Source organism: Streptomyces sp. SAI-135, assembly GCF_029893805.1.
In the GTDB taxonomy this organism is placed as follows: domain Bacteria; phylum Actinomycetota; class Actinomycetes; order Streptomycetales; family Streptomycetaceae; genus Streptomyces.
The window spans coordinates 139,896-153,808 of the sequence record NZ_JARXYP010000002.1 but is presented as its reverse complement, the minus strand read 5'-3'; the positions used below and the strand labels follow the sequence as shown (position 1 = coordinate 153,808).

Sequence of the window (13,913 nt, the reverse complement as noted above, 5' to 3'; positions counted from 1 at the left end):
ATGGTTCCCCTGTCCTTCGCCCAGAGCCGGCTGTGGTTCCTCTACAAGTTCACTGGCCCTTCGGCGACCTACAACATTCCAGCCGTGCTCAGGCTGCACGGAACACTGGATGCCGATGCCCTGGGCGCAGCGCTGCGCGATGTCGTACTACGCCATGACAGCTTGCGGACGCTCATCGTCGACGACGAGGACGCTCCTTTCCAGCAGGTGCTGGCGCCCGATGCCGTGACGATGGACGTGCCGGTGCTGCCGGTACGGGCGGACGAGGTGGCGGCCGCGGTCGCGGATGCGATCGCGTATCCCTTCGACCTCTACACCGAGATTCCGGTGCGGGCGCGCGTCCTCAGGTGTGCGGCGGACGAACACGTCCTCGTCCTGCTGGTCCACCACATCGCCGCGGACGGCGGTTCCTCGGCACCGTTCACCCGCGACCTCGCCGTCGCCTACGAAGCCCGCTTGCGGGGACGGGCGCCGGAGTGGTCGCCCTTGCCCGTTCAGTACGTGGACTACACGCTGTGGCAACGAGAGCTGCTCGGCGACCACTCCTCCGAGAACAGCCTGCTCGCCCGGCAGGTGACGTACTGGCGTGAGGAATTGGCCGACCTGCCCCAGCCGGTTCCGCTGCCGCTCGACCGCCCGCGGCCCGCGTTGGCCAGTTACCGGGGTGACGAGGTGCGGTTCAACATCGATCCCGAACTGTTCTCCGGGATCGAGACCCTGGCAGCCCAACGCGGCAGCACCATCTCCATGGTGCTGCAGGCCGCCCTGACCGTCCTGCTGCACCAGATGGGCGCCGGCGACGACATCGCCCTCGGGTCGCCGATCGCGGGCCGAACCGACGAAGCACTGACCGACCTCGTCGGCTTCTTCGTCAACACCTGGGTGCTGCGCACGCGCCTGACGGGTGACTCGTCCTTCGACCAGGTGCTTCAGCAAGTGAGGGACAAGGCCCTGGCCGCCTACGACAATCAAGACGCCCCGTTCGAGCGCTTGGTCGAACTGCTGAATCCGGATCGATCACTGTCCTACCACCCCTTCTTCCAGGTTATGTTCGTCTGGCAGAACAACGCCCAGATCGAACTGGACATGACGGGGCTCCGCGTCATCCCCGAACCCGTCACGACCCGGACCGCGAAATTCGACCTGTTCTTCGACCTCGCCCCGGACCTGGTGGGCCGCGGCGCCACCGGAGTGATCGAGTACGCCACCGACCTCTTCGACCGCGGCACGGTGGAACGGCTCGCTGCGCGACTACGGAAGGTTCTGCGCCACGTCGTCGCACAACCCGGAGCCGGGATCGGCGGGATCGACCTCCTGGAGGACGATGAACAAGCCCGCCTGCTCCATGCGTTCAACGACACCGACGCCCCGCTCCCCGATCTGCCGATCCACGCGCTGTTCACCCGTCAGGCGGCGGCCACCCCGGACGCCGTGGCCGTGGAGTCTGGCGACACCACCCTCAACTATCGGGAGCTCGACCTTCTCTCCGACGACGTCGCACGCAATCTCGTCCGCCGGGGGGTGGGGCCCGAAACGATCGTGGCGGTCGCCCTGCCCCGGTCGCAGGAGCTTGTCGTCGCACTGCTAGGCGTCCTCAAGGCCGGCGCCGCCTACCTTCCGATCGACCCCTCCTACCCCGCGGAGCGCCTGGCCCTCATGCTGGGTGACGCGGCCCCGGCCCTTGTACTCGGTGACGGGACACTCATCCCACCAGATGAACTGGCGGAGGTAGGCCTCGGCCAGCTGACTGAGCCCCTGGACGACCCGCTCCCCGAGGTCCGCTCCACCGAACGGCTCGCCTACGTCATGTACACCTCGGGATCGAGCGGCACACCCAAGGGCATCGCCGTGACCCACCACAGCGTCGCCGGACTGGCCCTCGACAGGCGGTGGCGCGGCGGCGCCCACGAACGTGTACTGCTCCACTCGCCCCACACCTTCGACGCCGCCACGTTCGAGCTGTGGGTCCCTCTTCTCAGCGGCGGCAGGGTGGTCGTGAGCCCTCCAGGGAACCTGGACGCCGCGGCGCTCGCCGGACTGGTCTCGGAGCGCCATCTCACCTCGATGTGGCTCACGGCCGGGCTCTTCTCCGCCGTCGTCGACCAGGACCCGCGATGCCTGGCCGGGCTGCGCGAGCTGTGGGTCGGCGGCGACGTGGTGTCCCCGGACGCCGTGGCACGGGTCGGTGCGGCCTGTCCAGGCCTGACGGTGACCGACGGATACGGCCCCACCGAGACGACCGTGTTCGCCACGGCCTACGAAGTGCCGCCCGCGCGAACACTGGCAGAGGTGCCGATCGGCCGTCCGATGGACAACATGCGGGTCTACGTCCTTGACGACGGACTGCGCCCCGTACCGCCCGGCGTCGTGGGCGAGCTATACGTCGCTGGCGCCGGTCTGGCACGCGGATACCTGGGCCGGGCAGGCCTGACCGCCGAACGTTTCGTGGCCTGCCCGTTCGGCGCACCCGGCGTGCGGATGTACCGGACCGGTGACCGGGCTGCCTGGACTACCTCGGGCGACCTCGTGTTCCGTGGCCGGAGCGACGCCCAGGTGAAGGTCCGCGGCTTCCGGATCGAGCCCGCCGAGGTCGAAGCAGTCCTGAGCGAGCACCCGGCGGTGGCCCGCGCGGTCGTGGTGGCTCGCGAGGACCAGGCCAGCGACCAGCGGCTGGTGGCCTACGTGGTGCCGGACCTGCCCGAGCCCCACTCGGCCGGTGAGCACGTAGACGAATGGCACGACGTCTACGAGCGAATGTATGCCGCCCCTGAGGCAGGCCTCGGAGAGGACTTCACCGGTTGGAACTCCAGCTATACCGGCAAGCCCATCCCCCGGGCTGAGATGCGGGAGTGGCGGGATGCCGCCGTCGAGCGCATCCGGTGCTGGTCCCCGCGCCGCGTGCTCGAATTGGGCGTCGGCTCCGGCCTCTTACTGGCCCACGTTGCCCCGCACGTCGAGGAGTACTGGGGCACGGACTTCTCGGCCGTCACTGTCGACCGGCTGCGCGGCCAGGTGGCCGCGGCGGGGTGGGCGGACCGCGTACACCTGCGCTGCCAGGCCGCCGACGACTTCTCCGGTCTTCCGGCCGGGCGGTTCGACACCGTTGTGCTGAACTCGGTGGTCCAGTACTTCCCGGACGCCGACTACCTGGACCGGGTGCTCAAGCGGGCCTACGAGCTCTTGGTGCCGGGCGGCCGCCTAGTCGTCGGCGACATCAGGTACGCCGGCTCCGTCGGGCTGTTGCACCACGCCGTGCAGCGGCGGCGCCGCCCGGCTGCCGCAGCCGAAGTGGTCCATACCGCGGCGGAGCACGCCGTCTTCCTGGAGAAGGAACTGGTGCTTGCCCCGGACTGGTTCGCTCAGTGGGGCGAGCGGGCGGGAGCCGCGGTGGACATCCGGCTGAAGGCGGGCGCTGCCCACAACGAACTGACCCGGCACCGCTACGAGGTGGTCCTGCACAAGGATCCGGCAGACGTCCTCCCGCTTGCCGATGTGCCGACGCTCGCCTGGGGTGCAGAGATCACCGACCTGGCGGACCTTACCCGGCCCGGGCGCGTCCCGGCAGGAACGGCCGTGCGGATCACGGGCATCCCGAACGCGCGCCTGGCCGGTGAGACAGCGCCGGACGCCCCCGCATCCAGCAGCCCTCAAGCCGTCGATCCGCAGGAGCTGCGGAACTGGGCCTCCGGCCGCGGGTGGGCTGCGCTGGTGACCTGGTCCCGCGAGGCCGATCGCTTCGACGCCGTCGTCCTCTCGCAGCCGGTGGCGCCGTCCACGGTGTTCACCGGCGGCTACCTTCCAGGCGGCGGTTCCGGCCGCATGCTCGCCAACAACCCCGGTCAGGTGCGCGAAGCCATCGCGCTCCTCTCCGATCTGCGCAAGTACGCCCGCGAGCGGCTGCCCGAGTACATGGTGCCCGCCGCGGTGGTGACGGTCGGGAGCATCCCGCTCACCGCGAACGGCAAGGTCGACCGGCGTGCCCTGCCCGCACCGGACTACACACGGACGTCCGACGGCCAGGCGCCGCGCACCCTGTACGAGGAGATCCTGGCAGGCCTGTTCGCCGAAGTGCTGGGCGTCGAACACGTCGGCGTGAACGACGACTTCTTCCTGCTGGGCGGTCACTCGCTGCTGGCCACCCGGCTCGTCGGCCGGATCCGCGCCGAGCTGGGCGTGGAGACACCGGTCCGCAGCGTGTTCGAGGCGGGCACCGTCGCCGCTCTCGCCGCGTGCCTTGCGGCGGCGAAGAACGCACGGCCGCCGCTGGTTCCGCAGACCCGGTCTGCGCGCGAGCCGCTTTCCTTCGCGCAGCAGCGGCTCTGGTTCCTGCACCGGTTCGAAGGCTCGTCCACCACCTACAACACGGCCACGACGCTGCGCCTGCGTGGTCTCCTCGACGTGCCCGCCCTGCAGGCGGCCGTGCTGGACGTGGTCCATCGGCACGAGAGCCTGCGCACACTGATCCTCGAGGAGGACGGCGCTCCCTTCCAGCAGATCGTGCCCCCGGACGCGCTGTCGCTGGACGTGGCGGTGCAACCGGTCGACCGCGACGACCTCGACGACGCCCTGAACACCGAGGCAGCACACCGCTTCGACCTCTCCGCAGAGATCCCGATCAGGGCCAAGGTATTCCGCTGCGCCGCAGACGACCACGTCCTCGAGCTCGTCATTCACCACATCGCGAGCGACGGCAGTTCGGCGGCACCCTTGGTCCGGGACCTGACCACGGCCTACACCGCCCGCCGGGACGGTAGGCCCCCCGCCTGGAAGCCGCTCCCTGTCCAGTACGCCGATTACGCGACCTGGCAGCGGGCGATGCTGGGCGACGCCTCCGACCCGGACAGCGTCATGGCAGCCGAGGCCGCGTACTGGCGGCACGAACTCACGGGAACACCGGAACCACTGCCGCTGCCGTTGGACCGCCCGCGGTCGGCCACGGGCGAGCGGCGTGAGGACCGGATCGAGTTCGCTCTCGGGCCAGACCAGATGGCGGCCGTCGAGGAGCTGGCCCGCAGCCGCAACGTGACGGTCTCCATGGTGCTCCAGGCAGCCCTGGCGACCCTGCTGCACCGGATGGGCAGCGGTGACGACATCACGATCGGCTCGCCGATCGCGGGGCGGACAGACGAGGCCATGACCGACCTCATCGGGTTCTTCGTCAACACCTGGGTGCTGCGTCTCGGCGTGGCCGGAGACCCTTCGTTCGCCGAGGTGCTCGACCAGGTCCGCGCCAAGGCCTTGGCCGCGTACGACAATCAGGAAGTGCCCTTCGACCGGCTGGTCGAGCTGATCAACCCCGGCCGCTCTGCGGCCCACCACCCACTGTTCCAGGTCATCTTCGCCTGGCAGAACAGCCCGACGGCCGAACTCCGCCTGCCCGGTTTGGTGATCGAAGTCGAGCCGTTCGCCCCCGCGACGACTGCCAAATTCGATCTGGCCGTGTCCATGAGGGCCGATGCGCGCGGTTCCGGGGCGGTCGGCCTGGCCGAGTACGACACCGACCTGTTCGACCGGGACACCGTTGACAGGCTCGTCCGCCGGTTGCTGAGTGTGCTCGACCAGGTCCTGGCCGACCCGGCCGTGGCGCTCAGCGAGGTGGACGTCTTCCAGCCCGGCGAGTATGACCGGTTCGTCCACGAACTCAACGACACGGCTGTGGACCTGCTGGGCGATACGCTCACAGCGCTGTTCGCACGACAGGTCGCGGCCACGCCTGACGCGGTCGCGGTGACGGGGGACGTAGGATCGCTGACGTACCGGGAGCTCGATGCGGCGTCGGACAAGGTGGCCGCAGCTCTGGTGCGGCGCGGTGTCACCGCCGAATCCCTGGTCGGAGTCGCCCTGCCCCGCTCTCCCGAGATGGTCGTCACTCTGCTCGCCGTCCTCAAGGCCGGCGGAGCCTATCTTCCGGTCGACCCCGAGTATCCCCCTGACCGGCTGGCGTTCGTTCTGGCGGACGCACGGCCCCAACTCATCGTCGGTGACGAGGCGTTCGCTGGCGACACCGTGGACTGTCCCTGCGTGGTCTTCGGCGAACTCGACGCACACACGGATGTGCCCGCCGTGGAACGCGTCGACTCCGGGGACCGGCTGGCCTACGTGATCTATACGTCGGGATCGACGGGGCGCCCCAAGGGCGTCGCGATCACCCACCGCGGGGTGGTGCAGTTCGCGGTCGACCGTTGGTGCCGACGGGAGGGCAACCACCGGGTGCTGCTACGCACGCGGCACACCTTCGATCCCATGACCTACGAGTTGTGGCCGACACTGCTTCGCGGCGACTGCGTCGTCCTGGCGCCGCCCGACGACCTCGACGCGAAGGTCTTCGGTTCCTTCGCCGGCCGGCACGGCGTTACCACAGCGCTGCTGATCACCCCGGTCTTCAACCACCTGGTCGAGCAGGACCCGAGCTGTCTGGCAGGCCTGCGCGAGGTGTGGATCGGTGGTGAACGGTTGTCGCCGGCCGCGGTCGAGAAGGCTGTCGCGGCATGTCCCGACACCACGTTCGTCAATGCCTTCGGGCCGACCGAGATCACCTGCAACTCAACGGTGCACGAGATCGGGCCCGGACCGTTGCTCGGGGACGTGCCCATCGGACTGCCGATGGACAACATGCGGATCTACGTCCTCGACGCCGGACTGCGCCCCGTGCCGCCGGGTGTGGTCGGTGAGTTGTACATGGCCGGCGATGGCCTGGCGCGGGGCTATCTGAACCGGTCGAGCCTGTCCGCCGAACGCTTTGTGGCCTGCCCGTTCGGGAAACCGGGCGAGCGGATGTACCGGACCGGTGACCTTGGCCTGTGGAGCTCGCGGGGCATCCTGGAGTTCCGGGGCCGAGCGGACCATCAGGTGAAGATCCGCGGCTACCGGATCGAACCGGGTGAAGTGGAGGGTGTGCTGGCGGAGCACCCGGCTGTCGCGCAGGCCGTGGTCATCGCACGCGAGCTCCGCGACCTGGGCATGCATCTGCTGGCGTACGTGGTCGCGCCGGGTGCCACCCCCGACGACCTACGGCAGTACCTGGCAAGCCGGCTGCCGTCCTACATGGTGCCATCGGCCGTCGTCCTCCTGGACCGGTTGCCGCTGACGTCCCATCAGAAACTGGACCGCGCAGCACTGCCGGTCCCGGACTTCGCCGCCGACACCTACCGCCCCCCGAGCACCGCCGACGAGCAGGCCCTGGCCGAGCTGTACGGGGAGGTGTTGGGTGTCGAACGGGTCGGCGTGGACGATGACTTCTTCCTACTCGGGGGCCACTCGATGCTGGTCGTCCGGCTGGCCGAGCGAATCGCCGACGTCCTCGGCATCACCGTGCCGGTCCGGGCCGTGTTCCAGCACCCGGTCGTGGGCGACCTCGCGGAGCAGTTGCATACGTTCGCCGACGAGGCTCCGGAGGATCCCTTCGCAACGGTGTTGCCGATACGGACGGAGGGAACCGGGCTGCCTCTGTGGATGATCCACCCTGGCAGCGGCCTGTGCTGGGCGTACATGAGCTTCGCCGAGCACCTGCCGGGCCAGGTGATGTACGGGATCCAGGCACGCGAGTACGACTCCGCGCAGCCGCCCGCGACATCGGTCGAGGACATGGTGACGTACTACCTGTGCTACATCACCGAACTCCAGCCCGAAGGGCCGTACATGCTCTTCGGCTGGTCCGGCGGTGGCACCCTCGCTCACGCGATCGCGGTCGAGCTGCGGCGGCGAGGCAAGGAGGTAGGTCTACTCGTCATGCTGGACAGCGCCACCGCGGGCGGATTCGGGCCGGAGAACGACTTTGCGGAGGCCGATGTCATCGCCGATGCGAACACCCAGGCGTTCGTTCGCGACTACCTTGGCGCGTCGGCGGGCGAGGCCGACTACGAAGCGGTCGTCGGGAAGGTGGCCCAGATCACCGTCGGGCACACGAAACTCCTCGATGAGTTCGTCACCCCGGTGTTCGACGGGGACGTGCTGTTCTTCACCGCGACGGTCGACGACCGCGGATTCGCCGGGCAATGGTTGCCGTACGTGGGCGGACAGTTCACGGAACACAAGATCGATTGCAGGCACCGCTTGATGTCGGAGCCGGAGCATGCGGCCGAGATCTGCTCGGTGATTCGTCGGGCGATCAACGGATGACCGTAGCGATTCCTTGCAGCGCGTTCTTCTTGCCGTGCCTGACGCGACTAGCCAGGACCGGCAGGGTGGCGAAGTCGGAACGGAGATGGACATGCGGATCCAGGTTGACAGGGACCAATGCGTGGGTGCGGGTTTGTGTGCTCTGCTCGCCCCGGGCGTCTTCACCCAGGATGAGGACGGGCTCAGCGCGGTGCTCCCCGGACAAGAAAACGGAGCCGGTGACCCACAGGTGCCGGATGCGGCCCGTGGGTGTCCGGTGCAGGCCATCGCGCTGATCGAGTCCCCTTACTGAGCAGGGCAGCGTGCGGTCGGGGCCGGACCGGTTGTGGGTATGGGCGGCGTCGGGTGCGCCGGCGCCGTCGGCGCACCCGGTCGCGGGATCGACTGCCGCCGTGTAGTTCTGCCTTGCGACACTGAGCGTCCGTGCCGTGTCGCTAACCACGCATGTGCCTTGTCAGCGTCCGTTCCGCCCCGCCGGATCATCAGCTCTCGGATTTAGCACATATGACAGAAATTTTCGTCATCTATGCTACACCTGATAGTGTAGAGGACATGTCGCAAGAACCGCATCTGGCATTCGCTGATGACGTCGGTCGCTTCTATGCCCGCCAGTACGGCCTGCCGCCGATGGCTGGACGACTGCTGGGGTACCTGTTCGTTTGTGAACCGCCTCAGCAGACGATCGATGAGCTGAGTGAAGCGCTGCGGGCGAGCCGGAGCGCCATCACCGGTGTGGTCAAGCTGCTCGAAAGCTACAAAATGGCGCGGCGGGTGCGCGCTGCTGGGGAACGAGCGGACCGGGTGAGTCTGGATCCAGCCAGCCAGCACCCGCAGCACTTCGACTCCGCCATCCACAAGGAACATGCTGCGCTGTTTCGGGAAGGCTTGGCGCTGCTGGCGGATGCCCCTTCGGAGCGTCGTGCTCCACTCGAAGAGATGGCTGCACTGGCAGAGTTCCTTGCGGAGCGGCTGCCCAGGCTGCTGGAGGAGTGGCTTGTGTACCGCGATGAGCTTCGCGCCTCCGGGAAGCTTCCCACGCCGTCCGAATAACGTGACGGGGGCCGTGCCGGATGCCTGTCTGGCCGGCTTGCAACCGAAACCATGGAGAGGTGGTCCACCGTGACCGACTCTGACCTGTCTGCCCTCCGGGAACGAGCCGAGAAGGGAGATATGGAAGCGGCGGACGAGCTCGTTGAGTGGGCTGCTGAGCACGGTGATCTGGGGGAGTTGCGTCGGCTCTCCGACACTGGGAACGCCACGGCAACTGACCAGCTGATCGAACTGGCTGCTGAGCACGGTGATCTGGGGGAGTTGCGTCGGCTCTCCGACACTGGGAACGCCACGGCAACTGACCAGCTGATCGAACTGGCTGCTGAGCACGGTGATCTGGGGGAGTTGCGTCGGCTCTCCGACACTGGGAACGCCACGGCAACTGACCAGCTGATCGAACTGGCTGCTGAGCACGGTGATCTGGGGGAGTTGCGTCGGCTCTCCGACACTGGGAACACCACGGCAACTGACCAGCTGATCGAACTGGCTGCTGAGCATGAAGACCTGGGAGAACTGCGACGCCTTGCGGATCAGGGCAACAGGACTGCTGCGGAACAGCTTATGGAGCTCACTGAGGAGTGACCGCTGCGCGGCCCCTCCCGGGTTCGACGTTGAAGACCTGCTTCTCCAGGTCGCCGGCCCATCTCGTGGAGCCAGTCCATCGCCCGGTGGCAGCGCTGTTCGACGGTCTCGGCGAGGTGGTCGATGTACGCGGGGTTGGTGATCCACTCGGCGGCGGCGAGCGAGGACGCTGGTGCCAGCGCCCGGTTGGCGACCAGAGCGAACAGCACCCGCTCGGTGGTGGTCATGTCCCGCCAGCGGCCGCTTGGGCTGCTCGAACTCGGCACACGATTCGATTCTCAGGCGATGCCACAGACGGTCGAGCACCTAGTTTCTAGGTGCGCTTCGGCGGGTCGGAGCGACCGAAGAGACCATCGAAAGAGACAGAAGAGCCGAAGAGGTCGTCAACGGAGAACGTGGCGCCGGGGGCGCCGGAATGGCCCGTGGCCTTGTGCCCTTCTGCTTCTTGGACCAGCTTGCTGATCACAGCATCCCAACAGGGACGGCAGCGGCACGTGCCGACCGGCTGGTGCTCGATAGCTGCCTGGTCCGCGGCTTCGCGCACGTGCTCAGCCAGCGCCTCGAAGCCGGCCTTCCACCGGGCGGCGGACGCCCTCGACGCTGCGCCTTCGCGGCTGAGGGCAGCAGCCTCGCTCTCGGCGCGCTGCTTGGCACGGATCATCGGCCAGTTGGGACCCCCGCCGTACCCGTACGACATCGCCGCTCCCCTCGCTTGACCTGTGCGTTGTCCACTCCAACCGTTCTCCGACCGCGCCGGACACGCTCAGCACCCCTGTTGGAGCAAGGCGACGTCCGTCTCCTCCGGTCCAGCCCAGGTTTGCCCGCCGTGGCCTGCGATGCGGTGTGTCGGTCAGGGGCGCTCTTCGGCGGGGTTCTTCTGAGGCTGTCCGTCGGAGCGGTGTCCGTGCAGGCGGTAGCCCATTTCGTCGGGGTGGCGTGTGACGCGGGCCAGACGCCAGGCGGCGTCGTAGGACATGGGCCCGTCTTCCTGCGCCCGCAGCCGCAGGGCCAGCAGGCTGGTGGCAGGGTCGAGCAGCCAGCGCAGTGCAGTGATCTTCACCGGTCCTCGCCCGCGAGGGAGATGAGACGTTGGGCTGTTTCGTCGGCGCCGAAGGCCTTGACCGCGTCGATGAGGAGGGTCAGGAGTTCCTTGCGTCCTTCTGCCGACATGCTGGTGAGGAACTCGTGGAGCAGTTGGGCGACGGCCACCCATTGCTGGCCGGGCTGCCATTGCTGTATCTCCCGCACCAGGTCGCCGAGGTCAGCGCCGGGTTCGGGTCCGCTGAGGCGGCTCCAGTGGGCAGTAGAGCTTTCCAGCAGGGTGTACAAACGCGCGGAAGCGGGGTTGGCCAGGATCTCGTCGCGGAGGAAGAGCGCGCGGGCCCGGGCCTGGCGGCGGGCCAGTTCGTCGAGTTCGTATTCGTGCCGAAGTTGGAGGGCCCTGCGTTGGAAGTCCTGGTGGAGTTGTTCAGCGGTGAGCGCGGCGTTGCGGGTGGCGTTGTCCACGCTGATCCCTATCCGGGCGCCCGTGATGACGATGCCGTCTTGGGTCAGAGGCAGGCGGGCGTGGACGGTTGCGGTGATGTCCTGTTCGGCCGCGTCGGGGCGCAGGACGTCGCAAGCGGCCGCGGCCTCGTCGACCACGGCCCTGAGCAGTTGCGCTGCCGCCTGCTGGTTCACCGGGAAGTTGGCGGCGTGGTGCCGGCGCCAGGTCACATGGATCTGCGCGCTGAAGCACAGAGATGGGTCCGCGCTTTTGGGACGGTCGTGGAAGACAGTGGTCCACGATGCCGAATCGTGCGAGTGGTCTGAGCGGGCGGCTTGCTTCCTTCTCATGCGGCGTCGACTCCCGCAGTTGCCTTCGCGTCGCCTGCGGTGCCTGTGTCCGTTTCGGGTTCGGGCGTTGAGGAATGCTGTTGTGTTGCGGACTGGAGACGTCGTACGGCGACGAGGTCGCTGTCGAGCAGCGCCGACAGGTCGCGTTTGAGGTCTTCCTTTTCTTTGGAGTAGGGGCGGTCCGGGCCTTGGACCCACATGGCGGCACAGGTGCGCAGGGCCTCGCGCAGGGTCGTGCCTTCGGGGCCGCGGACATTGACGGCTTCACGCAGGGTTTCGAAGATGATCGTCCGGCGGGGTGGATGCTGCTGGGCTGTGTCGAGCCACAGGTGGACCGCCGTGTCGAGGTCCCGCGTTCCTGCGGCCCCCGTCGCCTGGCGCAGCAGGGTGCGCCAGCCTGTGACCAGTCCGGGCACGGGCGGACGAAAGCTGTCCTCGTCGTCGGTTTCCTCGCTGCCGTGTGTCTGCAGGAGCAGCGGCGGCCCGTCGGTCCCGGGAGGTGCGGAGGTGGCCAGGGCCGCGAACGTGCGGTATCCGACGGTGTCGCGCGTCTTTTCCGACTGGCACCAGGCAACGACGTAGGCGAAGAGTGTGCTGCGTACGGTGGGGTCACTCCACAGGAAGCAGACCGCGTTGCGTAGTTCGTCGACCACTTCGGGAAGCCCCGCCTCGGCCACGTGGCGAAGGCGGCGCAGCGCTTTGCCGGTGTGCCGGCGGCCGAACTCTCGGGTGCAGACTTCCACGACCGCTCGTTGGAGGGAGGGATCTTTGCGGCCGGCCCAGCTCAAGAGCATGGAGTGGATGTAGGGGGCGGTGACGGCGTGGATTGCTGCGCTGTCCAGGAGTTCGACGGCCAGAGGCCACAGTTCCTTCTCCGGCCCGTGCTGGTACCAGGCGTTGACGATTTCCACCAGGGGCTCTGGGCGGCGGTGGCGTACGGCCCACTGGAGCGCGAACTGCCCTATGCGTCCAGCCAGAGCGCGGCGGCCTTCTTTGCCGATGGTCTCCAGAGCTTCCTTGCTGGTGTTTGAGTCGACGGGCGCTTGAGCGAGCCAGCGCAGGAATGCAGTGCGGGCCAAAGGGCGGTCGTTCCAGAAGTACTCGACAGCGGCGTCGTCCCAGTGAGGGCGGTCGAACGTCAGTGAGCCGTCATCCTGGCGGCGTGCCCGCACCGCACGGGTCATGGCGATGACACCCGGCTGCTGCTGTCCGTCGACGTTGAACTCGGTCCTGTCGAGCGCTGCGGTCAGTTCGGCTGCCTTCGCATACACGTGCCCGACCGGGTCCCCTCGCAGTACGGCAGCGGCCAGCAGGAAGTTCCGCTCGAAGCTCGTACGGGATCGCTCCTGCGGCTCGTGCCATGCGTAGAGCGCGTCTTCCCAGTTGCTGTGGGCCGCCACCACATCGGCAACCTGCTCCTCGAACGTCTGGGCAGGCGCAGCAGCTTCGCGCTCCAGGCGTAGTGCCTCGTCCACCGCCGGGATGGCCCTCGCTCCGCGGTGTCGCTCCAGCATGAGGTAGACGAGGTTGAGTACATCGGTCGGGCTTTGCCTGACCAGCAGACGCCGGATATCGGTGTGCCCCAGCCACGCGTCGGCAGGGAATCCAGGCTCCTGGGCCAGCAGCCACCGCCTGGCGATGTCGCGGGGCGGTGCCGTCCCCAGTTCCGGGGCCACACCCTCGGGCGCCCCCTGGCAGATCCGTCTCCACTGCTGCGGCCTGGTGAGGATCACGAGCCTGCTGCCGCGCTTTGCCAAGCGTTCGCTGATCTTTCCCAGGCCTGCCCCGAAGCCGCCGTCCACCGCGAAGTCGTCTTCATCCGGGGGCAGTTCCAGCAGATATCCGCAGCCGTGGTCGTGAGGCAGGCGTCTGGCGGGGAAGTGCTGTGAGTTGCCGAAGGAGATGGGGCGTACCTCCGTGAGCACGCCTTCGTCCAGGAGCCTGCCGAGCAGCGCGTATGCGGTGATGGTGCGCCCGCTTGCCGGCGGGCGGTTCAGAACCAGCACCGAGCCTGCCGGGCGCAGAGCGGCGAGGGACCGGTCGAAAGGACTTGCCTGCGACGCGTCGTCACCGGGCGGCTCGGCGTAGACCTCCTGCATGACCGCCAGGTACTCGCGTGCAATGGGCGCGTGTGCGTCCAGGGTCTGCTCGAACACGTACTTCGTGGCGGTCATTTCGCCGTAGTTGACCAGTGCGCGCTGGAGCACGGCTGCCTGCCCGACAGCCTCGACCGCGGAAGGTGAGGGAGCTGCGGGGACGGGCGCAGAACTCGTCGCCACAGCGGCTGCGGCCCCCGTGTGCGCGGACTGAGCCGAGGCAACCGGATG

Annotated in this window: 9 protein-coding genes; 4 read left to right on the top strand and 5 right to left on the bottom strand. The window is 68.2% G+C overall.

Features of this window, described 5'->3' with window-relative positions; genetic code table 11:
- The 4 genes from M2163_RS05435 to M2163_RS05420 all read left to right on the top strand — a co-directional run bounded on the left by M2163_RS05435 (position 1) and on the right by M2163_RS05420 (position 9,750).
- Positions 1-8,118: a non-ribosomal peptide synthetase gene (locus tag M2163_RS05435; protein ID WP_280893263.1), complete on the top strand. Its 8,118-nt coding sequence runs from the start codon at positions 1-3 to the stop codon at positions 8,116-8,118.
- Between the two features lie 85 nt (positions 8,119-8,203).
- On the top strand, positions 8,204-8,410 hold the full coding sequence (locus M2163_RS05430; protein ID WP_348542154.1) for a ferredoxin: 207 nt from the start codon (positions 8,204-8,206) through the stop codon (positions 8,408-8,410).
- Between the two features lie 260 nt (positions 8,411-8,670).
- Positions 8,671-9,168: a MarR family transcriptional regulator gene (locus M2163_RS05425; RefSeq protein ID WP_280893261.1), complete on the top strand. Its 498-nt coding sequence runs from the start codon at positions 8,671-8,673 to the stop codon at positions 9,166-9,168.
- Positions 9,169-9,237: 69 nt separating this feature from the next.
- A complete protein-coding gene (locus M2163_RS05420) occupies positions 9,238-9,750 on the top strand; it encodes a hypothetical protein (RefSeq protein WP_280893260.1) in 513 nt (170 codons plus the stop codon).
- On the opposite strand, the gene M2163_RS05415 is transcribed toward M2163_RS05420, so the two are convergent.
- The 5 genes from M2163_RS05415 to M2163_RS05395 form a co-directional block, all read right to left on the bottom strand.
- On the bottom strand, positions 9,699-9,977 hold the full coding sequence (locus tag M2163_RS05415; RefSeq protein ID WP_280893259.1) for a hypothetical protein: 279 nt from the start codon (positions 9,975-9,977) through the stop codon (positions 9,699-9,701). The two genes, M2163_RS05420 and M2163_RS05415, sit on opposite strands and share 52 nt — an antisense overlap.
- A gap of 86 nt (positions 9,978-10,063) precedes the next feature.
- Positions 10,064-10,447: a hypothetical protein gene (locus tag M2163_RS05410; RefSeq protein ID WP_280893258.1), complete on the bottom strand. Its 384-nt coding sequence runs from the start codon at positions 10,445-10,447 to the stop codon at positions 10,064-10,066.
- A 153-nt stretch (positions 10,448-10,600) separates the two neighbouring features.
- Positions 10,601-10,810, bottom strand: a complete 210-nt coding sequence (locus M2163_RS05405) for a hypothetical protein (RefSeq protein WP_280893257.1) — start codon at positions 10,808-10,810, stop codon at positions 10,601-10,603.
- Entirely contained in the window at positions 10,807-11,586 is a 780-nt protein-coding gene (locus M2163_RS05400) for a hypothetical protein (protein WP_280893256.1), read from the bottom strand. Before M2163_RS05400 ends, M2163_RS05405 begins: the two co-directional genes overlap by 4 nt.
- Positions 11,583-13,793 (bottom strand): hypothetical protein, encoded by a 2,211-nt coding sequence (locus M2163_RS05395; RefSeq protein ID WP_280893255.1) that lies wholly within the window; start codon positions 13,791-13,793, stop codon positions 11,583-11,585. Before M2163_RS05395 ends, M2163_RS05400 begins: the two co-directional genes overlap by 4 nt.
- Positions 13,794-13,913 lie beyond the last annotated feature (120 nt).